The sequence below is a fragment of the Bacillus thuringiensis genome, assembly GCF_001595725.1.
Taxonomy (GTDB): Bacteria; Bacillota; Bacilli; order Bacillales; family Bacillaceae_G; genus Bacillus_A; species Bacillus_A thuringiensis_K.
In genome coordinates this window covers 104,967-125,984 of record NZ_CP014284.1, presented here as the reverse complement: position 1 = coordinate 125,984, position 21,018 = coordinate 104,967, and the positions used below count along the sequence as shown (strand labels likewise).

Below are 21,018 nucleotides of genomic sequence, written 5' to 3'. Positions count from 1 at the left end.
GAATTAGAAGAATATCCTTACATTTATGATAAACAATCTTCTTTTGTTAATATTAAAACATTAGTTCAATTTGAATTAATCCTCATTGCCATTCTAATTCCGCTGAATATTGTTGTGAAAAAAATATACCAAAATGGAAAGGTAAGCTGGAGAGAAATTAGTGAAACGTATATTAAGTAAATTAGATCTGAAAAGTTACCATGTGTTACAAAATATGACGATTTATACAGAGTACGTTGATATAACTCAAATTGACCGTATTGTTATCGCGGAAACCGGTGTATTTGTTGTAGAAACGAAGAATTATAAGGGCTGGATCTACGGGAGTGAGAAAGCAGCAAGGGGGACACAGAGCATTTTTAGAAAGAAATCCTCTTTTCAAAATCCATTTTGACCAAACTATAAACATATAAAAGAAATTGAATGGGTATTCGAACAAGAGCTACCTTGTATCTCTATTGCAGCATTTCATCCAAAATGCAGTCTGAAAAGGGTAAATGTTTTTTCTAAAAATAAGCATGTCTTATATTATAACGATCTCAAGAAATGTATCGAATCCTATACAGACCTGCAACTTACAAATAACGAGGTTAATCATATTTATCAAACTAGTTACGAGCAAACATTACGGATAAGGGTATTGAAAAGAAACATGTGAATTATTTACAGAATAAGTTCGCTAAACAATAAGAAATGGAGAAAGGAATAATGTATATGTGTAATAGGGTTTATCGTAATCTCTATATAAATTTTTTATTTCAACAAATAAAGTCCATTTCAATTGAAATGGACTTTTGTATTTATACAAAGTTATTCGATATCGTTCTCATTTGTATTTTGAGAATGTCCGAAAATGGTACCTACAAAAATGCGGAAAATCAATATACATAAATGTACAATTAGGAGACAAATAAATATTGCTAAGCACAAAATAGGTATGAATAGTATAAAAGTAAGAATTACTATAATCCAAAAAGCAATCAGCATCCCCCATGGAGCTCACTGTATAATTGTCCAAAATCAAAATCTGCATCAAAGAATGGAGCTTGTAAAATATAATCTATAAAGTTAGGGATATTAGAAATAAATGTATATGAAACGGATAGCATGAAAACTACTCCAAAACATCCACCACACTCTTAACTGTTTCTTCCCGCTTCCCTAGCAATTAAAAATCCTACAAATGGTCTAAAATAACGCACTAAATTAAGCCCTCCAAAAATATACTTTATTAATGATATAAATAACACCTCTAATCTAGTATGGAAGGCGTTTGAAATATATTTACGTACACTTTCATATCATTTTAGAACTATTGAGAAACGGCCTTATAGACATCAAGCAAACCATTACCATAAAAACTTTTATTAGTAGGGGTATCATTGCTAACTCCATTTTTATAAAGATATCTTACGGCCTTATCTGGATCTTTTTTTAAATTATTTTTATCAATAATTAATGCTAAAGCACCTGACACTTTTGGAGCGGCAAGTGAAACACCTACAGAGAGAGCATAACCACCACCAGGGGCGGTAGTTAATATTAGTTCTTTTAACATTAGCTTATTTTTTACCCACTGTTCTAAACCATATTGCTGAAATAATCTATTATCTCCTCCAGGTGCAGCAATATCTATAAAACTTTCACCATAATTTGAAAATAAGGAGAGTAATTTAGAGGGGCCAACAGATGAAACTGTTACTATATTAGGTAACTCAGCAGGAACATCTAATACTCCTCCATTATATGTTACCCCAGTATTTTCATTTTTCTTTCTAAAAAAATCATTCATTTCTTGCTTGTTAGTAACATTAAGACCGTCATTACCAGCCGCAGCAACTATAACACTTCCCTTTGACTTAGCATATTTAATGGCTTTTTTATAAGCTCTAATTTCAGATAATTCCTCACTAGATTCACCGTCTGAAGAAGATACTATACCATTGATAAGGTATTCGCCTAAACTTAAATTGATAACATCAACATTATCTTTAGCAGCTTCAACTATGGCTTTAATAACCCAAATAGCCTCACCCGCCCCATTACCAAACACTCTATACATTTTAATTCCAATACCAGGAGCAACCCCTTTCATAAAACCATTAGCTGCAACCTGTCCAGCAGTAAAAGTTCCATGTCCTCTTAGATCTATTAGGCGATTTAATTCACCTGTTTCTTGAGATTCTTGCTCTCTAAACCCACCTTTAGGCACTAAATTTTTAGATCCAGGTGAAATGTTATCTTTTAAATCAGGATGATTTATATCAATGCCTGAATCAATGATACCAACAGTTACATTTTTAGTTCCTGGATATAGTCTATAGCTATCACCATTATGGGTTACTTGTTGCATATCCCATTGATTCTCCCATATTTCATTTAAGGGTAGGGGGGGAAGAGACATTGGTTGCTACTTCTCTTGAATTAAACGATTGTAATGACTTATTATATGAATGTATATTAGGATCCGAATGAACAATATTCATTGCTTTTTCGGTAGCTTTCACTTGTATAACACCAATCTCTGGGACAATATAGACTACTTGCATATCATATTTTTGAAACTTACTAGCTAGTTTTTGGAGATTTTGATAATTCTTCAACATTATAGTGTAATATTGAGATTTATCTTCAGCATGAACTGTAGTAATAGGTATGAAAGTTCCGGAAATCAAGTTAATTAACAGAAGGAATTTAATTATTTTTTTCATAAAATCACCCCTTGATATATTATGTATAATCCTTAGTTTACTAAATCGTTAATGAAAAGAGATGTTAAGAGAATTAGTGATTTGAAAACTTTATTCACTTTGATATCAATAAAATGTATTTTAGGAATAAGTTCATTAGAGGAGAGAATTAAATAAAAGGGAATGAGTAATTAAAGATATAAAGTATTTAATTACTCATTCCTATGATTTCAAATTTAAATTATAAATCTTTTTTTGCATATACTCTCAGAGATATTATCATTGATATAAAACCAATAATAATTGAGATGAAATAAGGCATCCATGTTAGGACAGTTGGTGAGAATGGAAAAATACTTTTGAAATCAATATCACTTGATTGTAGTCCCCTTATAAGAGTAGGAGCAACAAAAGGTATTAAAAAAGCAGTTAAAAGTGATATGATTTTGGTTTTGTCATAACCAAATTTAAACTGAACAGGAAGTAGTACACCAAATAAAATACTTAGAGTTAAAAAAGTTATTCCAAGAGCGCTAGCGCTCAGGCTTTCTATACCTGATGGTGCAACAACTGAAATGATTATACGGATAATAGCTGCACAAATAAAAATTACCAAAAGAAAAAGGTACTTCGCTTTTACAAATGCGCTTCGTGTGTATGGGGTAGCACAAAGTAAAGCCGCTCCCTTGTACTGATCCTCAAATTTGGATACCGTTCCGAACAAAATATATTCCATCAAAATAACGGTTAAAAGAAAGCTAACAAGACCGCCATCGTTTAATTGTAATTGTGAAGAAAGATAAATAGGAGCTATGGCAGCAAAAACGAGTAAGATTAGAAAATATTTTTTGACTAACAAAAAGTCTTTCATCACTAGGTTAATTAACATGGATGTTCCCCCCAATATATGAAAGCATAATCTCCTCAATAGTTGGTCTTTCTATTAATACATCAGGCATGAGTCGACGTACATCATCTTTTTTATTAGTAATCCCTTCAAATCCATAGTGAGTTTGATGTAAATTTAAAAAAAGAGGTCTTGTTTGTTTATTAATTAAGCGGTTGTCGCCCTTTACCAATGCATGTGTGTCTATTAAAACATCTTTTTCATCATTTACTAAAACTTTTCCATCATCAATTAAAATAATCATATCAGCAATTTTATCTAAATCAGATGTAATATGAGTGGAAAAAAATACGCTTTTCCCCGGCTCTTTCATGAAATCAAGGAGAATATCCATTAATTCACTCCGTACTAATGGATCCAAACCACTTGTTGGTTCATCCATTATTAATAGATCTGCATGATGGGATAGGGCTAATGCAACTGCAAATTTCATTCGCATTCCTTTGGATAGAGTAGAGATTTTTTGTTCTAGATTTAAGTTAAACTTTTTAATATAATTTTGGAAAACTGTTTCATCCCATTCAGTGTAGGATGGAGCAATAACATTTTTCATTTCCTTTACTGTTAATTCATCATAAAAATAGCCCTCGTCTAGCACAATACCAATTTTGTTTTTAGACTTTCTTTCATGCTTATCCATATCTTTTCCTAGAAAATTAATTTTCCCAGAATCTTTTAAAATAAGACCCAAAATCGCTTTAATTGTAGTGGTCTTTCCAGAACCATTTGTACCGATAAATCCTGTTATACAGTCTGTATTAAGTGAAAAGGTAACATCTTTTAACGAAAAATTTCCGTAAGATTTATTTAAATTATTTACTTCTAACACAACATTCATTTTTCATTCTCCTCCTCTAAAATTAAATCTAAAATTGAATGGAGATCATCTGCATGAATACCTATACTACGAGCCATTTGACAAACTTCAGTAAGTTTAACTTCTACCATCCGGCGTTTGGACTCCATTAACAACTCTAAATTTGTAGGAGCTACATAGGTCCCTTTTCCAACCCTTGTAATAATAAAGCCTTCTGTTTCTAATTCTGCATAAACTCTTTTTGTAGTAAGTACACTTACATGTAAGTCGTTAGCAAGTGAGCGGATTGATGGTAATTGTTCACCCTCTTTTAATTCATTGTTAAATATGGATTCCTTAATTTGCTCCTTTATCTGTTGATATAAAGGCAGACTTGATACATTACTTAAGACTATTTTCATTAAACAACCTCTCTATCGATAAGTGTTATGTTATGTAATGCACACCATACACACCATACACAGTTAATATTATAAATTATAAAAAGCAGTTTAACAAGATATACTGCGATTAAATCACTTGAAAGTTAACTTAAATAACTTTTCATAAATAAAATTTTTAGTATCAGTTAATAAAGATATTTGTTATTTTAAATAAACCAAAAAGAAAGTTTTGTAAATATATGTCACAAAATATTAAAGAAACACACACAAAATGTTTAAAATTTTTTGATTGTTTTTAGAAAACATAGGGAGTTATACTTTAGTCGCACCACACAATACAGAAAAGGGGGTAGGTCAAATGGAAACACCAGTAGTACAACCAAGGGACTGGACTTGTTGGAGTTGTTTAGTATGTGCAGCATGTTCTGTGGAATTATTAAATTTAGTTACTGCGGCAACAGGGGCTAGTACTGCAAGCTAATATCCTTTCAGAAGTTTTTTGGTTAAAAGCACTAAGAGAATGAGAACTTTTGGTCAAATTAGACTTTCTAGGAGAAAAATAAATAATCAAAAAGGAGATGTTCTAAATGGAAACACCAGTAGTACAACCAAGGGATTGGACTTGTTGGAGTTGCTTAGTATGTGCAGCATGTTCTGTGGAATTATTAAATTTAGTTACTGCGGCAACAGGGGCTAGTACTGCAAGCTAATATCCTTTTAGAAGTTTTTTGGTTAAAGGTACTAAGAGAATGAGCACTTTTGGTCAAATGAATTTTCTAGAAGAAAAATAAATAACCAAAAAGGAGATGTTCTAAATGGAAACACCAGTAGTACAACCAAGGGATTGGACTTGTTGGAGTTGCTTAGTATGTGCAGCATGTTCTGTAGAGTTATTAAATCTAGTTACTGCGGCAACCGGAGCTAGTACTGCAAGTTAAAATTTTAAAATGTGAGAGTGTTTATGGTGAAATTAAATTAGGACTTATTCTAATGACAAACAGTTATGTTAAGAATAAGTCCTATAAATTTATCGAAAACGAGTATGGGATTTTTGTAATACATAAACTAAAAACAAATTTAAATTTTATAGGAGATGATTAAAGTGAATGGCTACTTATTTTGGAAAGAAAAGCTAGAAATAAGAAAATTCACATCAAATTATGAATCTATGTTGGTAGTTCATAAAAACCCAAACGAAAGCGCTCCCACACTCAAAAACGAAAATACATTTACGATAAATAAAACCGCCACTGAAATTATTGAGTTAATTGATGGTACTAAAACATATGGACAAGTTGTATCTTTCTTGTCTTTAAAATACAGTGAAGATCCAATAAGTATTGAAAAGAAACTAAATGCATTTTTGAATAATGTATCCAAAGTTTACAATATGAACATTGGTACGCAAGAAGAACCTATAAATGTACCAGTTAATTTAATTGAAGAACAGACTATATATCCAAAAGTGGCTTCAATTGAAATTACAAACAGATGTAATGTAAGATGTCGTCATTGCTATGGAGATTTTGGAGCAGTAAAGCCAAAAGTAATGAGCTTAGATCAAATAAAATCCTTATTAGATGACTTAAATAATATAGGAGTGAAATTAATTGAACTTACGGGCGGTGATATAACAGTACATCCAAATCTAAAAGAGATATTGTTATATGCACTTAACTTGGATTTTTCTCAAATAACACTGTTGACCAATGGTATAGCTCTTTCTGATAAAGTTATGGACATAATAATAAAAAATAAGTCGAAAACATTTGTGCAAATTGATATGCATAGCTTAGATGATAATTATTTGACTTGGTTCTTTAAAGTTCCTAATACACTTCATAAAATTAAAAATAACATAATGAAATTAGCCGAAAATGATGTTCGTTTGCGGATCGCCACAATAGTTACACATTTGAATGTGCACGAGGTAGAAGATATAGCTGAATGGGTACATAATTTAGGGATTGATAGTATTGGGGTATCTCCAGTAATACCAATGGGAAGAGCCTTAGGATGTAGTGATCTTTATTTAAATGAAGAGGATGTTAAAACATATGGTGAAGCATTGTTGAAAATAAATAAAAAATATCCTAAATTTGTTTCATTATATGAAGGTGCGCGCGCTGAGATTAGGAATTGTGGTGCAATAACATCACATATTGTGATTGCACCTGATGGTGAAATTAAAATGTGTACTATGCATAGTTTAGATGATTTGAAAAACAGTATAGGTAATGTTTTTAAACAGAATATTAAAGATATTTATGATGAAAAATTCAAATACATTAATGCATTTTTTAACTTACAAGCACCTCAAATGGACTCTGAGGAATGTAAAGAGTGTGAAAATAAACGTTTTTGTAGTACATGCTTCTTAAGAAGCTTTATAAAAGCACAAGAAATTGGCGAAAAATGTAAATGGTTTAAAAATCATGTCCCTGAAATAATTAAGGAGCCATTAATGGTAGGGCAAAATTAGTATGATTGGATGAGATGAATATTGTTAAGTTTCTGAGGATAAACCAATATAATTCCATGGATAATGCGTCGGGATAAGGTCTCAAGATATCTATGGAATTATATCAACCTCATTATATTGATTCGTAAATTAATATAATAAATAGACAAAGGAGGAGAAAGAGGGTGAATAAGAAGATAAATAAACAAGATGAAATTCAAATTTCTTATAAAGAGTTATTATTTTTATATCCGTATTTGAAAAATACAAAAACTTTGTTAGCTTTTGGTTTAATTGGGATGGTTATAGCTTCTTTGATTATCGCACCGATACCATATATTATTGGCTACATGATTGATAAAGTTATACTATTAAACAAAAGCTACGATCAATTATTAAAAACAACTCTTATACTCTTATTAATTTATTGTATTAACTATTTAATATCGATAGGTTATGAGTATTTATTTACTCGTGTACAACAAAATGTAGTTAATGAAATTCGATTATCTATGATAAGTAATATTATAGATGCGCCTCTTTCTTATATTAATCAGAAGGAGAAAGGTTACATTCTTAGCAGAATTGCTGAATCTGGTAATGTAAGTGCATTATTTTCTCCAAATCTATTAAGGGTTTTTTCAGGCATATTCGATTTTTTCTTTGCTTTATTTATAATGTTTAATTTAAGTGTTAAACTTACAGGTATCATAGTAATTATTATCCCAATATATTTTATAATATCCAAACATTCTTCTAAAATGATATCGAAAAGTACCACAAACGTATACGAGTCATCGGCAGTATTAAACGCAGAAATGTATGAAACCTTAAATGGAATAGAGGATATAAAATTATTAAACGGTAAAAATATACAAACCAATAAGATTAAGAGTAAATTAAATAATGTAATTAAAAGTGCGCTAAAACAAAGTTTACATTTTATTTTCTTTATGCAAAATTTAATAGTAACAAATAACTTTGTTACAGTAATAGTATTACTGGTATCAGGTATTTTAATTTTACAAAACCAGCTTACTATAGGGGTGTATACTTCATTTTCAATTTATATGGCTAAACTCCTTGCGACTACTCAAGCTTTAGGCAGCTTAGATATAACTCTAAAACCCGTGTGTATTAGTATTAAGAGAATTAAGGAGTTCTTCAATTTAGATGTTGAAAATACACTAGGTACAAATATAATGAAAGAACCAATTAATTCAATAGAATTTAAAGATGTTTGTTTTAAATATAATGAAAATAGTGATTTGATATTTGATCATTTAAACGTGCAAATTGAAAAGGGTGACAAGTTATTAATTGATGGTATAAATGGATCAGGAAAATCTACCTTTATAAAATTATTAACAGGTTTATATCAACCTGAAAGTGGAAAGATATTGATAAATAATATTGACTATAACTTAATACATAAAGAAAGTGTTAGAGATAGAATAGGTATAGTTTCACAAAATATATTTTTGTTTAAAGGAACTATATTAGATAACATATTATATGGACAAACAAATAAAACGAAAGAAGATGTAGTTAAGTTAATGAAAAGATATCATTTAACATCACATCTCAACAGATTTGAGAATGGATTAGATACTATAATTGTACAAGATGGTTCCGGTGTTTCAGGAGGTCAAGCACAATTTATAGCCTTTTTAAGGGCTATCCTCACACAAAGGGATATAATAATATTAGATGAAGCAGCATCTAATTTACATATTGATACAAGAAATCTTATGTATGAGATACTTCAAAATTACAATCTTTGTAATATATTAATTATGATTTCACATCAGCAAGATGGCTTGTATTTTCTCAATAAAACATTAGAACTTACACATGGTAATAAAAGAATTGCTGTAAATGGTAGTATGCTTTAATCATCATGCTTTCATAGAAGGGAGCATCCTAATTATGTCAAAAATGAAACTTATTAATTTTGATACATATAGAAATTCAATAGTTTTATTTGAGAACACTGGCGAGATTATATCAGTGTCAGCTCATTTTCAATTTTTTGAAGGAAGTGAAAGCTATATTCAAGGTTTTATTGATAATGAACAAGTTATTCACTTTAAATCTAATAATCCTGGTCCAACTATTTCTATATATCGATTTACGCCTAAGAATATTACCAAATTAATTATATCAAGTGAAAATAGAACACATGGAATGGTTATATTGTATACTTCAAAAATATAGCTAACATCTGAATTTTATGCAAAAATTATAAAAATCCTTGCGAATTCATTGTGTCTGAAACCATTTTGAAAAAGAAAATAACTAGCGCGCAAGTAAAAAAGTTATTAGAGTAGAATATGACCGATACAATCTCAGGATTTGAAAGTAAGAAAAACGGAGAGAAATTCGATACAAAATTAACCTATGATGTACAAAAAAACGTATTACGTTTATAACGAATAAAAAGAAATAACATCATAAAATCTTAAATTTCATATATAAAATTAATAAGAAATATGATATGATGAAAGTAACAAAATACTTCTAAAACTATCTTGCAAAAGGACACACCTACGCATACATATGCCAAAGGTGTGTCCTTTTTTATGTGTTTTTAAGATTTCAAGACTCAAAAGGGGGATATATATTGTGTACCACTAGTATAGCATCTACTAAAGTTTCTTTTGAAAAATTGAAAAGTCAGGAAGAGAATGAAACAAGCATGGCGTCAATATGCCCGAATTGTAAGAAACGTTCATTTAGAGAACTATATAATGATCATCCAAAATGGATACAGTTTTGCCTATGTTGTAATTATCGAGAAGTAAATACATTGGAAAGTCCGTTTGTTTATTAGACGCAGCTATTTACGTATTTTAAGTAGGAGAAAGAATTTTTGGTATGAAAATATGCATTAAAGCTATTTGTATAACATCATTCGTAATTCAAATGTCAGCATGTAGCGATTCGACGCAAACAAAAAATGATTCAAGACCTGCCCAAGCAGTACAAAACGGGATACAACAGCACATGGAAGGGAAAGGTATTGTTGATATTCCAGAAGCTTATAAGGGAAAAATAAAAGGCTTAGAGACTGTTAAAGGAAAGATATTACATATAAAGGACGGAGATACGATAGACGTGAACGTAAAGGGGCAAAAACAGACGGTAAGGTTACTGTTATTAGATACCCCTGAGTCTGTATCTCAAAAAATCCCACCACAAAAGATGGGAAAAGAAGCCTCTTCCTTTTTAAAGAAACAGCTAAAAGGAAAAAATGTAACAATAGTCTATGATTGTGGACCCAAAGAGGACAAGTATGGCAGGGAATTAGCATATGTATTTTGTGAAGGGATACATATAAACGAGTTAATGATCAAATCAGGATATGGTATTGTAGCTTACATTTCAAAACCTAACACTACTTTGCTACCACAAATGCTAGAAAGCGAAAAAGAAGCAAAAGCATCAAAGACTGGCGTTTGGAACATAAAAGGGTATGTGGATGAAGAGAAACATCATTATAACCGTAATGATGCGGCTTAGCATCCTAATCCATTGCAATAAAAATATTTGTGCAAATGGAGGTTTTTGAATGAATGAAAACAAAAGAAATATGCTCTTATCCTTTATTATTTCAATTTTATTTATTTTCGCGAGTCTATTGCCATTTAGTAATAATGAATATGTGTATGTTATCTCCAAAATTGGTGCTGCAGCTGGTGTAATAAATATTGTGATGATGAGCGTTTTCTTGTATTTTCAAAGCAAAAAAACGGGACATTTATTAAATTAGTGAATTAAAACTTAGTAGTTTTCCTTACTTATATATTTTTAAGCTTGATAAGGAAAAACGTAAAGGAGTGTGAAAGGTGAGTCAAGTATCTGGATTTTTGAAGTTTGTTTTAGCGAAAGAAAGACGGTATGTATATTTAGTTGTAGCAGAAAAGAAAAACAAAAAAGTACATACACACATGGTATATGGATTTGGTCCGCTTGAAAAAGCACTAGAAACCATGTGCGAAATGCGTGATGATTTTGAAAATATTTTTCCTCTAGAATTAAAAGAGAGGGGATACGACTGGGAAGATATTAATGATTGGATACTTTCTATTGAAACAGGGTACTCGAAACACGGAAATAAACTAGTCATATATTAGCAAATTTTTTGCATTAAAAAACAGGTGAGGCGAAAATAAGATGTCGATCATTCAAAAGTATCACATTGCAATTGCTTGGACGATAGCTACTAGTGCAATGCTCATAAGTTTGATTTTTAGTGAGTGGATGAAGCTGCCTCCATGTGATTTGTGCTGGTATCAAAGGATGGCCATGTATCCATTAGTGTTAATATTGGGAATAGGAATGTATAGAAAAGATCCTAATGTAAGTGTATATGCATTTCCATTTGCATGTATTGGATTAATAATAGCTGTCTATCAAATTACGATTCAGGCTTTTCCAACAAGTGAACTGAAGATATGTTCAGTAAGTGTTTCTTGTACAGAAGATCATTTGAATTTGTTTGGTTTCATCTCGATTCCTATGCTATCTTTTGTTGGGTTTGTATCCATCATAATACTTCTATATATTAAATCTGATAGGGAGACAAAAGAACAAACAACATAGTGGTTATGAACAATGTATTCAAGCAAACAAAACATATTTAAAAATAGATAATTAAAATAAAAAATAATTATAAATGGAGAAATTAAAATGACAACAATGCAAGTAAGTAATGAAATGTACAAAATCCCAGAGGCGGATGTAGAACTATTAAAGATTATGGCCCATCCAGTTAGGTTACAAATTGTGAAGGAGCTAGAACATCGCAGAGTTTGTAATGTAACAGAGTTAACAGATTTATTAAAAGTACCGCAATCAACCGTATCTCAGCATTTATCTAAGATGCGTGGCAAGATTCTACGCTCGGAAAGAAAAGGGTTAGAGATGTACTATCATATTGCAAATTCCAAAGCATGCCAGATTGTTAGTGTAATAGGTTTATAATTAGCTCAAACTAAATAGCAGATTATAAGATTAAAGATAAAATAAGGGCAGCCTGATATAGCTGCCCTTATTTTATTTGTGATTTTGCATATATTTTTGCACATTTAGTATAACAAACATTATTCTTTCCTATCAAACTTCAACCTTATTTTTTCTCAATATGCTTTGTTTACTTTTATATTATAATCAACTTAGTTCTTTTTATTTATGCATATTTCCTGGGGTGAATCCTTTTACTAAGGATTCCTTTTTTATTTTTAACTAATTCATGGAGTCCCGCCACACATCTATCAACTTAAAAATCCAGAATTACCCCAAAACGAAAAAATGGACTTTTTGTTACAAGTTAACACAAAATTTCGTTCTGGAAGTACTATAAAACTTTAGCTGGATAGTGATGGGATCCTGACAGAAAACTAAGCCGAGTTGTCCTCATGCTAAGCTAAGGACGGCTCGGCTTTAATTTCTGGATTTAAAATTATATATTGCTTTATGTAGTCTGGTCACACCTTCTTTAATTTCTTCATTTTTTAGATGCCCATAACCTAAAATAATTCGATTATGATGTTTTCCTTTTTCTATAGTTTGATCTTCTACAGGATATACTTTAACTCCAAACCGTTCGATCCATTCGAGTAATTCTTTTGAAAAATGGGATTCATTTAATTCAACAATTAGGTGTAAGCCTGTTGAATAACCGAAAATATTAACCCTATTCGAAAATGTTGTTTTTAAGCAATGAATATTGAAGAAATGGGTTTGTTCTCCATGAAGTCGACTGTTTCGTTTGATTTATCACATATTGGATTATCTGTGGATCCAGAAACAGCTTATACTCATTTACTAGAGTTAGCCAAGAAGGCAAATCTGTACGGCGTTACACTTATGATAAGTATGGAAGAAACGTCAAAAACTGACGATATTCTTGATATCTATAAAAAAACAACTACGTAATATCCTAATGTAGGGATCACTATACAGGCACATTTATATAGGTCCAACAATGATGTTCAGGAATTAGTTCATTATCCTGGGAAAATACGAGTTGTCAAAGGGGCTTATCAAGAAACAGCTGATGTTGCTATGTCTAGATCAAAGGAATTAAATAATCGTTATCTTAAACTTGTAGAACAAATAATAGAATCTAAACACCCAGTATCCATAGCCACACATGATGAAATACTTATTCAAGAAATGGAAACCGTCAATACCTTAATCAACCCAACGTAGAAATGGAAATGCTCTACGGAATCCGTCCAGACTTGTTAATGGATTTAAAAAGTAAGGGGTACAACTGTAAAGTATATTTAACTTACGGAAAAGAGTGGTACTTGTATTTATGTCATCGAATAGCTGAATATCCGGAAAAACTATATCGTGCAGTAACGGATATGATCAATCCATCTTTAACAGACAGAAGTAGATTATATTGAACGAACATTAAATTCCAAATTGTATTGGTCGTGAAATACAGAAGAAATGTATTTGATGATGATATGTCAGACTATGCAAAAGATATGTTTGTTCGACTATCTGAAAACTATAACATCACATTAGTTGAATGGAATCATGATATAGATCATGTTCATATTTTGTTCAAGGCACACCCTAATACAGAAATGACAAAATTCATCAATGCTTATAAAAGTGCAAGCTCTCGACTCATCAAGAGAGACTTTCCACAAGTTAGAAAGAAACTATGGAAAGAGATGTTTTGGTCAAGAAGTTTTTGCTTACTAACTACTGGTGGTTCATCAAAAGACGTAGTAAAAAAATATATTGAAAATCAAGGTGAAAAGTGAGGTGAAATGATATGACAAAGCATAATAAAGCGTATAAATTCCGTTTGTATCCAACAGAAGAACAAGCACATCTTATGCGTAAAACCTTCGGTTGTGTACGTTTCGTGTATAATAGAATGTTAGCTGAACGAAAAGAAGTGTACGAAAAATACAAAGATGATAAGGAACAACTCAAGAAACAAAAGCTTCCCACTCCTGCGAAATACAAAGCAGAATTTGAGTGGTTAAAAGAAGTTGATTCATTAGCATTGGCAAATGCTCAACTACACTTGCAAACTGCCTATAAGAATTTCTTTCGTGGTCAAAATGACTTCCCAACATTCAAAAGCAAAAAAGACAGAAAGTCTTATACAACGAATGTAGTGAACGGAAATATTATGTTGCTTAACGGTCATATCAAATTGCCAAAACTGAAAATGGTACGTATCAAACAGCATAGAGAAATACCACAAGACCATATAATCAAGTCATGTACGATTTCTATGACACCTACTGGTAAATACTATGTGTCCATTTTGACTGAATACGAAAAAGAGATCGTACAAAAAGAAGTAGAAACAGTTGTTGGATTAGACTTTGCGATGGATCAATTATACGTCAGTTCTGAGGATGAGAGAGCCAATTATCCTAAGTTCTATCGTGAAATGTTAGACCGATTAGCAAAGGCGCAACGAGTATTATCAAGACGTACAAAAGGTTCAGGGCGTTGGGATAAACAACGTATCCGTGTAGCTAAGCTGCATGAAAAAGTAGCAAACCAACGTAAGAACTTCCTTCATCATAAGTCTAAAGAGTTAGCTACTCATTTTGATGTTGTAGCTATTGAAGATCTAAATATGAAGGGAATATCGCAAGCACTTCATTTTGGAAAAAGCGTCGCTGATAATGCTTGGGGTATGTTCACTTCTTTCTTAGCTTATAAACTAAATGAGCAAGGCAAACAGCTTGTGAAAATAGACAAATGGTTTCCTTCCACAAAAACATGTAGCAGTTGTGGAAATGTGAAAAATATGTCATTGTCTGAGCGAGTCTATTCTTGTATATGCGGTGTAAATCTCGATAGAGATTATAACGCAGCTATCAATATCAAAAATGAAGCAATACGCCTATTGGCGTTAGCATAGATAGCAATAAAATAACCCTTGGAACAAGGGAGTTAGCTCGGCTGTCTTAGGACGAATTCGTTAGCTATCAAAAGTAACGACTAACCGAGAAGCCCCCACTTCAAACAGTCCATTAGGACGTTAAGTGGCGGGTAGTTCACACTGGTATTCATAAAGAAACTGTTGAAATAGCCTGTTTGTATATGAATTGTTGCTTTCCGTGACTGGAAACTAGCACTGAAAATTTATCAACTGCGATAATGATTCCTGGCACTCTTACGCCGTTTATTAAAAATATCGTTACTAATCTTTTTTCCTCTATTAATTTCTTATAAAAATTTTCTTGTGTATGCATTAATAGTTTCTTCCTCTCTTTAAATGTTCTAATCTTTTTAGATCCTTCTTATGGATGCAAAAAGAACGGTATAATTATAATGTTTTCGATATATTAAAATTTTTACATTTTAATATTTTGTTATTCTTACACAGAGATCCCAATAAAAATAAAAGCCCTCACAATGAAGTGAAGACCTTTGTTTATTTATCATCCACCAGTATGGCCGTGAGCATATTGTACGATTTTATCCTCGCTAAGAGCTTTTTGTGTATCAGTTACATTATTAGCGTTAAACATAAACGTGAATACGGCTGTTAATCCAATTAAGCTAAACATTACTTTTTTCATTTTAAAGCCTCCTTTTCAAAGTTTTGTTCTTCTGCTTGATGGCTAAGATAAAAATAATCGCTTGCTTTTGAACGGTTATTTTCTTGATGGAATAAAACCGCTAACTTTTTAGCGTATTCTTGTACATATTCATGTAGGTCTTCTCTATTAAAATAAGAAATTCCTGTTTTAATTGTCTTCTCTAATTCGTCAGCAGCGACCTTTTGATTTAATTTTTCTAAAATTAAAAAGTGATGTTCGTATTCCTCATTCTTTAGCTCTTTACAAATCTCTAAGCCTTTCGCTATAAGATTAGAAGTTTCTTTGGACTCACCGATTTTCATATGCTCCCTAGTTTTAATAAAGATTGCTTTATAATCTTTAGGGAGTTCTTGTATTACTTCAGAGAGGTATCGTATTGCTAGTTCAGATAAATTTTGACCTGAATACATTAAACCTAAGTTATGGCGTACAAACGTGATATTCTTTTCTTCACCAGATTTTTTGAATGTATTAATAGCTGTAATGAAATGTTCTTCAGCTTCCTCAAATTGTTTTAAATGAGTACAAGCTAATCCAATTAAATTATCACATAATCCAATATTAGTTTCATATCCTGCATGCTTTTTAAAGATATCCTTTGCCTTGGTAGCTTCTTTGATTGCAGCAAGCGGTTTATAAATATGATAATGAAAAGTTGATAATTTAAAATGGAATTCAGCATGTTCAATTTCATCGGGAATGTGTTTTAAGAGTAATTCAGCTTGATTATAATGTTCTTTTGCACATGTAAAATCACCTGTAATATTTGAATGAATAGCTTTAAAGAAGTGGTAGTAGTATTGTAAAAACTGATCTGCAGGTACACCCAATGAATCTACTTTATCAAAACTATCTTTTCCAATACTTAAACTATCAAGCATATATTGATGACGAAAGTCTAAAAGAGCATAGTATAAAATTAGGTTTTGATCTTCTTCAATGTTATGTATTTTTTGATCAATCTCAAGTTTTAAATTATGTGCCTTTCCTACATGTCTGGCACGTATCTCTATATACCAGTCATTTAACATTTTGGTAACTTGCTCGTTCCCCTTTACTGAAACAATCATTATATATTCCCCCCATCCTATAGAAGTATGATAATGTTATATATTACCATTGTAGCAAAACACTCTTTGTATTTAACTATTTTACATTTATTTTTCAATAAAATTCAGAAAAATAAGATAGTTAAAAACGGCCCACTTATATTTTAAAAGAAGATATCTATTATTATATATCTGAGAATAGTACAATTGAGGTAATTGACCATGAGTATCTAAATGTAGAAATGTTAGAAGAAGTCCATTAGGGAAAAGATCATAATTTGTTTGCGGTAAAAGGGGATGAAAAAGACATGCTGCAGTAGTTAGAGATGGACGGATTTAATTTTGAAGATGTTGATTGGGGAGAGCTTAATCTATTGGATAACGAAATTATGAGTAGTACGGATGCAATAGAAGAGTGGGGAATTGAATCATCGACATTATGTAAAAGAATAAATGATTTCCGAAAGGCTCAATCCGTAAAATTGGCACGACATAAGCTGTGATTCAATTTGGAATGCGCTGTGTATCGGTTCGAATAAGAAATATGTAAAAATAAAGTAGGGAAGGTGGTGTTCTATGAAGAATCACACAAGGGATTCTAAGGGGCAATTACTACAAACTAATAAGAAATTGGTCTCACCTAAAGCAAAAACAGCGTGAAACCATATCAAATTGGCTGAGAGAGGCTTATATAGAGAAGATTAAGGTTCATAATCGTAGATTGAAACCGAGAGAACATGAGGATGTTTTAGAAAGTGTAATGAGTAAGACCTATGATCGTGAAATTTGGATTCCAGATTACGAATTTGAAAAGTATTACAAAGGGAAAATAAATAAGTGGTATAACAAACACATTGCATTGGAAGAAAAAAATGATAAGGAGGAAAAGATATGAAACATAGTATTGGAAATGTCAGTACTTCATATATAATTCGTCTAATTTTAAATGATTTAGACACATTTATCACAGGAGGAAAAAGGCAGTTTAATTTCTGCTCAGAATCCGGACTATCCTCTGTGGAGGAGCTACTTGCGGATTGGTTGGAGTGGTTTAATGATTACCCGCAAGGTATATCGCCAGATGAATTAAAAGGAATTGAAAGGAAGATAGGTGAATTGATGGGGAGTATGTTTATATGGTCTCATCATATTGAAGAAAGAGAAGGATTTATAAAGCAATTTAGCGATTATTTCGGAGAATATATAGGTTTCTTTAAATTAGTTAGGGATGTATATCTTGAAGAGTTAAAAGATGAGTTGTCATATTGAAATCTTATATTCCTAATATTATTATAAAATGAAATTAAAACTAATATTCTTTAAATGATGAAAAAGTTAAAGGAGAAAAGAAAGTGAAATTAGAGATTGAAAAGTTTATTAGTGAAATAGAATTTCCGGAAGCTGCTATGAGTCTTATTGAAGAGGGGATATTATGTTATAAAGCAGGAGCTTATAGGTCAGCGTATATCATGTCATATTTATTTTTCTTAAGTGTAGTGAAGCACAGAGAATTAGAAAGTTCATATGCTCTTATTGGGTATGGTAGAGAACGGAAGAAGAAAACAGATGAAATTTCAAACGATGAATTCTGGGAAAGAAAAGTATTCGACTTAATTACTACAGGAAATTCACATAGTGGTTATTTTGAAGTTAGCGAATCGATAATTAATCAAATAGAATATTGGAGGACTTTTAGAAACGATTGTGTACATACTAAAGGTAATCAGTTTGTAGCAGCGCATGTTGAATCATTTTGGTTATTTATACAATCAACTCTCCCTGAGTTAGTAAATAACTATAGGAAGAATGTCTTATCTAGAGAGCTCGAGGAATTCTTCGAAAATTAGTGATTTTATAATCCTAATGTGGATTTAAAATAAAGTCGTACCGTTTTATCCCTTTAGATAGGATTGTCTAAAAGAACTAGAACATCTAAAATTGATAAGTGGCTAAAAGAAGGGCGAGGAACAGGGCGCAGAGTATTTTTTAACGTAATTTGTACGTTTTATTGTAATTTCATTCCAGATCTTTAATTTGGATGGTGTTATAAGTGGATTTGTTTATTATTGGGAATGGATTTGTTTTAGGACATGGTTTACATACGAGGTATTGGAATTTTCGTTGCTATTTAGAAGAACATCAAGGAGACTTCTTGAGGGATTTCGAAGAGAAATATTATTTGTGGGGAAAAGGGTTACAAACTTATTTATGGAATGATTTAGAATGTAATATGATATGGGACTTTCACATGCTGGTTTAGAAACTGCTTTTCATGACATGACTAGCGGATACTTTTCCTCTAGTACACCACTAAAATCATTGACAATAAAACAAACTATGCGTGGTGAGACGGAAAATACATTCGTACATGTCCAACTTTTCAAAAATGCTGCACATACGGAACTTGCCGGACAATTAATTTCGGCAGACCTCACTGTACACGCTAGATAATTTTTATGAAAACGCCCATCAACAGGTTGGTTGTACCTCATATCGATGGCAAAAAACTTAAATAGTAGCATCTATATCATTTCAAAAAAGACACTCGAAGCAGTGTCTTTTTTGAATCCACTTACATGTAACGCAAATATTTATATCGACTATGTGGGGATACTCCTAAATAGAAACTCATTAATGCTAATTTATCTGTTTATAAAAAAAGTGGATGCTTTTATACCGCAAGTTGAGAGGTGTGTGTCGCTGGATAATTCGCATAAAAAAGACTAATTTTGCGATTAGCTCCAATATTGGAAAATGATAAAATAAAATACAAGAAAACCATCGTGATTTTCTCTACGATGGTTTTCTAAATGTATAAAAGCCCTAGTTAATTAGTAATGAAGAAGATATTGTAACATACGTTTCGTATTACGTAAAATATGAAAGTTTTATTAATAAAAATTGATGAGTTTATACTATTCAAATTGCCTTCTTTCTAAATGTTCAATCGCCTCACGTTTCTTCTCATTATTGATGTTCGTATAGATACTAGTAACTTCTACAGAAGTGTGGCCTAGTTGATCTCGCAGCAATACAAGATCCTTGTTTTCTTTATAATGGTTTGTTGCATATGTGTGTCGAAGTTTATGTGGACTGCGTTTCTCATCAAATGCACTTGAATATTTATCACATAACTTCTGTATAGCTCTAACAGTTAACTGCGTATATTTCCCCTTATAATTTGTTACGAAAAGTAAGTCTTCATCTTGAGGGCAGTTATATTTACTAGGACGCACCTTAATGTATTCCTGAATATCATCTAAGCATGAGCGGGTGGCTAATATGGAAGATCTTTTATTACCTTTACGAGTCACTTTAACTTTTCCCTGACGGAAGTTTATACTAGAGATAGTATGACTAGCTACCTCAGAAACTCGAAGTCCAGTACCTAAAATAAGGCTTATAATAGCTATGTCTCTTTCTTTATCACGCTGGAAAAAACTACATTTTTTTGGTGATATATCTTTCAACATTTCACCATAACATTTGCTAGAAATTGAAGAAAAGCTACATCATCTTTTTCATTAAACATCATGTTTGTAACAGCATCTGCTCTTGCTGCTGCATCTACTTTCTCCTTATGCAGTTCAATTTTCTCCATTACATTACGTGAGATGTAATTTTCCCCTTGCTCATTCTCTGTATTTTGAGCTAAGTACTTGAATAGGGATTTTAAAGCAGAGAAAGTTCTGTTCATAGCTCTTGTCTCAATACCTTCTCCCTGGAGATATCTTTGAAAAGTTCTAGCTTCATTTAATGGTAGATTTTCTAGTGTTGTAATTGGTACATCACATATATTAGTGACCACCTTACCGTTTTCAACGGCTAATCAATTACTTATAAGCCATTTTAGAAACTTTTCAATTTCAGTAATGTAAGCATACAATGTAGCGGGGGAGAGGGCTGTTTTCATTTCTGCATACTCTATGATATACCAGGGCATTTTCCATTTATGTTTATCTATTAGTATTTTAAACTTTTCCTTTTCTTTATTACTCATGTTGTGCACCTCAAATCGAATAAAGTAAACTAGCATTCAAAATAACTACTAGAATATAGGAGCTAGAATTATATTTTAATAAATATACAGATTGCATATTGATACCTTACTGTT

At 31.5% G+C, this 21,018-nt stretch carries 25 protein-coding genes and 7 pseudogenes; 22 read left to right on the top strand and 10 right to left on the bottom strand.

What is annotated here, in order from left to right:
* Nucleotides 1–51: 51 nt before the first annotated feature.
* Nucleotides 52–690, top strand: a pseudogene (locus AXW78_RS29415) (nuclease-related domain-containing protein).
* A gap of 622 nt (nt 691–1,312) precedes the next feature.
* Here the strand turns inward: AXW78_RS29415 and AXW78_RS29405 are convergent.
* The 5 genes from AXW78_RS29405 to AXW78_RS29390 form a co-directional block, all read right to left on the bottom strand.
* A complete protein-coding gene (locus AXW78_RS29405) occupies nt 1,313–2,353 on the bottom strand; it encodes a S8 family peptidase (RefSeq protein ID WP_231122482.1) in 1,041 nt (346 codons plus the stop codon).
* Between the two features lie 22 nt (nt 2,354–2,375).
* Nucleotides 2,376–2,711, bottom strand: a complete 336-nt coding sequence (locus AXW78_RS35840; RefSeq protein WP_231122481.1) for a hypothetical protein — start codon at nt 2,709–2,711, stop codon at nt 2,376–2,378.
* Between the two features lie 220 nt (nt 2,712–2,931).
* The gene (locus AXW78_RS29400; protein WP_061885087.1) at nt 2,932–3,579 is read right to left on the bottom strand and encodes an ABC-2 transporter permease; all 648 of its coding nucleotides are present in this window, start codon (nt 3,577–3,579) and stop codon (nt 2,932–2,934) included.
* Entirely contained in the window at nt 3,569–4,435 is an 867-nt protein-coding gene (locus tag AXW78_RS29395) for an ABC transporter ATP-binding protein (protein WP_001103609.1), read from the bottom strand. Before AXW78_RS29395 ends, AXW78_RS29400 begins: the two co-directional genes overlap by 11 nt.
* On the bottom strand, nt 4,432–4,815 hold the full coding sequence (locus tag AXW78_RS29390) for a GntR family transcriptional regulator (RefSeq protein ID WP_061885086.1): 384 nt from the start codon (nt 4,813–4,815) through the stop codon (nt 4,432–4,434). Before AXW78_RS29390 ends, AXW78_RS29395 begins: the two co-directional genes overlap by 4 nt.
* A 340-nt stretch (nt 4,816–5,155) precedes the next feature.
* Here AXW78_RS29390 and tucA (AXW78_RS35385) point away from each other — a divergent pair, with 340 nt between their 5' ends.
* The 12 genes and pseudogenes from tucA (AXW78_RS35385) to AXW78_RS29345 all read left to right on the top strand — a co-directional run bounded on the left by tucA (AXW78_RS35385) (nt 5,156) and on the right by AXW78_RS29345 (nt 12,244).
* On the top strand, nt 5,156–5,278 hold the full coding sequence (tucA, locus tag AXW78_RS35385) for a subclass IId bacteriocin thuricin17 (RefSeq protein ID WP_000449799.1): 123 nt from the start codon (nt 5,156–5,158) through the stop codon (nt 5,276–5,278).
* Between the two features lie 106 nt (nt 5,279–5,384).
* Nucleotides 5,385–5,507 (top strand): subclass IId bacteriocin thuricin17, encoded by a 123-nt coding sequence (gene tucA, locus AXW78_RS35380; RefSeq protein ID WP_000449799.1) that lies wholly within the window; start codon nt 5,385–5,387, stop codon nt 5,505–5,507.
* 105 nt (nt 5,508–5,612) lie between these two features.
* Nucleotides 5,613–5,735: a subclass IId bacteriocin thuricin17 gene (gene tucA / locus AXW78_RS35375; RefSeq protein ID WP_000449799.1), complete on the top strand. Its 123-nt coding sequence runs from the start codon at nt 5,613–5,615 to the stop codon at nt 5,733–5,735.
* A gap of 155 nt (nt 5,736–5,890) precedes the next feature.
* Nucleotides 5,891–7,279, top strand: a complete 1,389-nt coding sequence (locus AXW78_RS29385) for a PqqD family peptide modification chaperone (RefSeq protein ID WP_061885085.1) — start codon at nt 5,891–5,893, stop codon at nt 7,277–7,279.
* A 164-nt stretch (nt 7,280–7,443) separates the two neighbouring features.
* Entirely contained in the window at nt 7,444–9,153 is a 1,710-nt protein-coding gene (locus tag AXW78_RS29380; protein ID WP_061885084.1) for an ABC transporter ATP-binding protein, read from the top strand.
* A 34-nt stretch (nt 9,154–9,187) separates the two neighbouring features.
* Nucleotides 9,188–9,475: a hypothetical protein gene (locus AXW78_RS29375; RefSeq protein ID WP_061885083.1), complete on the top strand. Its 288-nt coding sequence runs from the start codon at nt 9,188–9,190 to the stop codon at nt 9,473–9,475.
* A 14-nt stretch (nt 9,476–9,489) separates the two neighbouring features.
* A pseudogene (locus AXW78_RS35610) lies at nt 9,490–9,707 on the top strand (topoisomerase C-terminal repeat-containing protein); the annotation flags it as partial.
* Nucleotides 9,708–10,135: 428 nt separating this feature from the next.
* The gene (locus AXW78_RS29365) at nt 10,136–10,780 is read left to right on the top strand and encodes a thermonuclease family protein (RefSeq protein WP_061885081.1); all 645 of its coding nucleotides are present in this window, start codon (nt 10,136–10,138) and stop codon (nt 10,778–10,780) included.
* Nucleotides 10,781–10,829: 49 nt separating this feature from the next.
* Entirely contained in the window at nt 10,830–11,030 is a 201-nt protein-coding gene (locus AXW78_RS29360; RefSeq protein ID WP_001004893.1) for a hypothetical protein, read from the top strand.
* A gap of 76 nt (nt 11,031–11,106) precedes the next feature.
* Nucleotides 11,107–11,394 (top strand): hypothetical protein, encoded by a 288-nt coding sequence (locus tag AXW78_RS29355; RefSeq protein WP_061885080.1) that lies wholly within the window; start codon nt 11,107–11,109, stop codon nt 11,392–11,394.
* A gap of 40 nt (nt 11,395–11,434) precedes the next feature.
* Nucleotides 11,435–11,863, top strand: a complete 429-nt coding sequence (locus AXW78_RS29350; protein WP_061885079.1) for a disulfide bond formation protein B — start codon at nt 11,435–11,437, stop codon at nt 11,861–11,863.
* Between the two features lie 87 nt (nt 11,864–11,950).
* Complete coding sequence (locus tag AXW78_RS29345) at nt 11,951–12,244, top strand: ArsR/SmtB family transcription factor (protein ID WP_061885078.1); 294 nt, start codon at nt 11,951–11,953, stop codon at nt 12,242–12,244.
* 459 nt (nt 12,245–12,703) lie between these two features.
* Here the strand turns inward: AXW78_RS29345 and AXW78_RS35605 are convergent.
* A pseudogene (locus AXW78_RS35605) lies at nt 12,704–12,994 on the bottom strand (PLP-dependent aminotransferase family protein); the annotation flags it as partial.
* Here AXW78_RS35605 and AXW78_RS29340 point away from each other — a divergent pair.
* The 3 genes and pseudogenes from AXW78_RS29340 to AXW78_RS29330 all read left to right on the top strand — a co-directional run.
* A pseudogene (locus AXW78_RS29340) lies at nt 12,989–13,677 on the top strand (proline dehydrogenase family protein); the annotation flags it as partial. The pseudogenes AXW78_RS35605 and AXW78_RS29340 sit on opposite strands and share 6 nt — an antisense overlap.
* Before the next feature lie 6 nt (nt 13,678–13,683).
* Nucleotides 13,684–14,046: an IS200/IS605 family transposase gene (gene tnpA / locus AXW78_RS29335; RefSeq protein ID WP_061885077.1), complete on the top strand. Its 363-nt coding sequence runs from the start codon at nt 13,684–13,686 to the stop codon at nt 14,044–14,046.
* Between the two features lie 11 nt (nt 14,047–14,057).
* Nucleotides 14,058–15,170 (top strand): RNA-guided endonuclease TnpB family protein, encoded by a 1,113-nt coding sequence (locus tag AXW78_RS29330; RefSeq protein ID WP_061885076.1) that lies wholly within the window; start codon nt 14,058–14,060, stop codon nt 15,168–15,170.
* 148 nt (nt 15,171–15,318) lie between these two features.
* Here AXW78_RS29330 and hfq read toward each other — a convergent pair whose 3' ends face one another.
* From hfq to AXW78_RS29320, 3 genes are all read right to left on the bottom strand, one after another.
* Entirely contained in the window at nt 15,319–15,504 is a 186-nt protein-coding gene (gene hfq / locus AXW78_RS29325; RefSeq protein ID WP_061885075.1) for an RNA chaperone Hfq, read from the bottom strand.
* A 189-nt stretch (nt 15,505–15,693) separates the two neighbouring features.
* The gene (locus tag AXW78_RS34625; RefSeq protein ID WP_165375039.1) at nt 15,694–15,834 is read right to left on the bottom strand and encodes a hypothetical protein; all 141 of its coding nucleotides are present in this window, start codon (nt 15,832–15,834) and stop codon (nt 15,694–15,696) included.
* Entirely contained in the window at nt 15,831–16,925 is a 1,095-nt protein-coding gene (locus AXW78_RS29320) for a Rap family tetratricopeptide repeat protein (RefSeq protein ID WP_061885074.1), read from the bottom strand. The genes AXW78_RS34625 and AXW78_RS29320 overlap by 4 nt, the downstream gene beginning before the upstream one ends.
* Nucleotides 16,926–17,068: 143 nt before the next feature.
* Between AXW78_RS29320 and AXW78_RS35165 the strand changes: the two are divergent.
* The 6 genes and pseudogenes from AXW78_RS35165 to AXW78_RS29290 form a co-directional block, all read left to right on the top strand.
* Nucleotides 17,069–17,400 (top strand): annotated as a pseudogene (locus AXW78_RS35165) (helix-turn-helix domain-containing protein); the annotation flags it as partial.
* 80 nt (nt 17,401–17,480) lie between these two features.
* Nucleotides 17,481–17,799 (top strand): annotated as a pseudogene (locus AXW78_RS35600) (transposase).
* Nucleotides 17,796–18,173, top strand: a complete 378-nt coding sequence (locus AXW78_RS29305) for a hypothetical protein (RefSeq protein WP_061885073.1) — start codon at nt 17,796–17,798, stop codon at nt 18,171–18,173. The pseudogene AXW78_RS35600 and the gene AXW78_RS29305 overlap by 4 nt, the downstream one beginning before the upstream one ends.
* Before the next feature lie 83 nt (nt 18,174–18,256).
* Nucleotides 18,257–18,751 carry a hypothetical protein gene (locus tag AXW78_RS29300; RefSeq protein ID WP_061885072.1) on the top strand — a complete coding sequence of 165 codons (495 nt, stop codon included), beginning with the start codon at nt 18,257–18,259 and terminating at the stop codon, nt 18,749–18,751.
* Between the two features lie 203 nt (nt 18,752–18,954).
* Entirely contained in the window at nt 18,955–19,164 is a 210-nt protein-coding gene (locus tag AXW78_RS29295; RefSeq protein WP_061885071.1) for an AbiH family protein, read from the top strand.
* Nucleotides 19,140–19,355: a hypothetical protein gene (locus AXW78_RS29290; RefSeq protein ID WP_061885070.1), complete on the top strand. Its 216-nt coding sequence runs from the start codon at nt 19,140–19,142 to the stop codon at nt 19,353–19,355. The genes AXW78_RS29295 and AXW78_RS29290 overlap by 25 nt, the downstream gene beginning before the upstream one ends.
* 464 nt (nt 19,356–19,819) lie before the next feature.
* On the opposite strand, the pseudogene xerS reads toward AXW78_RS29290, so the two are convergent.
* A pseudogene (gene xerS / locus AXW78_RS29285) lies at nt 19,820–20,904 on the bottom strand (tyrosine recombinase XerS).
* Nucleotides 20,905–21,018: the final 114 nt, after the last annotated feature.

Coding starts and splice junctions, on each gene's coding strand:
- AXW78_RS29405 (WP_231122482.1), bottom strand. CDS start 2,353: ATGCAACAAGTAACCCATAATGGTGATAGCTATAGACTATATCCAGGA.
- AXW78_RS35840 (WP_231122481.1), bottom strand. CDS start 2,711: ATGAAAAAAATAATTAAATTCCTTCTGTTAATTAACTTGATTTCCGGA.
- AXW78_RS29400 (WP_061885087.1), bottom strand. CDS start 3,579: ATGTTAATTAACCTAGTGATGAAAGACTTTTTGTTAGTCAAAAAATAT.
- AXW78_RS29395 (WP_001103609.1), bottom strand. CDS start 4,435: ATGAATGTTGTGTTAGAAGTAAATAATTTAAATAAATCTTACGGAAAT.
- AXW78_RS29390 (WP_061885086.1), bottom strand. CDS start 4,815: ATGAAAATAGTCTTAAGTAATGTATCAAGTCTGCCTTTATATCAACAG.
- tucA (WP_000449799.1), top strand. CDS start 5,156: ATGGAAACACCAGTAGTACAACCAAGGGACTGGACTTGTTGGAGTTGT.
- tucA (WP_000449799.1), top strand. CDS start 5,385: ATGGAAACACCAGTAGTACAACCAAGGGATTGGACTTGTTGGAGTTGC.
- tucA (WP_000449799.1), top strand. CDS start 5,613: ATGGAAACACCAGTAGTACAACCAAGGGATTGGACTTGTTGGAGTTGC.
- AXW78_RS29385 (WP_061885085.1), top strand. CDS start 5,891: ATGATTAAAGTGAATGGCTACTTATTTTGGAAAGAAAAGCTAGAAATA.
- AXW78_RS29375 (WP_061885083.1), top strand. CDS start 9,188: ATGTCAAAAATGAAACTTATTAATTTTGATACATATAGAAATTCAATA.
- AXW78_RS29365 (WP_061885081.1), top strand. CDS start 10,136: ATGAAAATATGCATTAAAGCTATTTGTATAACATCATTCGTAATTCAA.
- AXW78_RS29360 (WP_001004893.1), top strand. CDS start 10,830: ATGAATGAAAACAAAAGAAATATGCTCTTATCCTTTATTATTTCAATT.
- AXW78_RS29350 (WP_061885079.1), top strand. CDS start 11,435: ATGTCGATCATTCAAAAGTATCACATTGCAATTGCTTGGACGATAGCT.
- AXW78_RS29345 (WP_061885078.1), top strand. CDS start 11,951: ATGACAACAATGCAAGTAAGTAATGAAATGTACAAAATCCCAGAGGCG.
- AXW78_RS29330 (WP_061885076.1), top strand. CDS start 14,058: ATGACAAAGCATAATAAAGCGTATAAATTCCGTTTGTATCCAACAGAA.
- hfq (WP_061885075.1), bottom strand. CDS start 15,504: ATGCATACACAAGAAAATTTTTATAAGAAATTAATAGAGGAAAAAAGA.
- AXW78_RS34625 (WP_165375039.1), bottom strand. CDS start 15,834: ATGAAAAAAGTAATGTTTAGCTTAATTGGATTAACAGCCGTATTCACG.
- AXW78_RS29320 (WP_061885074.1), bottom strand. CDS start 16,925: ATGATTGTTTCAGTAAAGGGGAACGAGCAAGTTACCAAAATGTTAAAT.
- AXW78_RS29305 (WP_061885073.1), top strand. CDS start 17,796: ATGAAACATAGTATTGGAAATGTCAGTACTTCATATATAATTCGTCTA.
- AXW78_RS29290 (WP_061885070.1), top strand. CDS start 19,140: ATGGGACTTTCACATGCTGGTTTAGAAACTGCTTTTCATGACATGACT.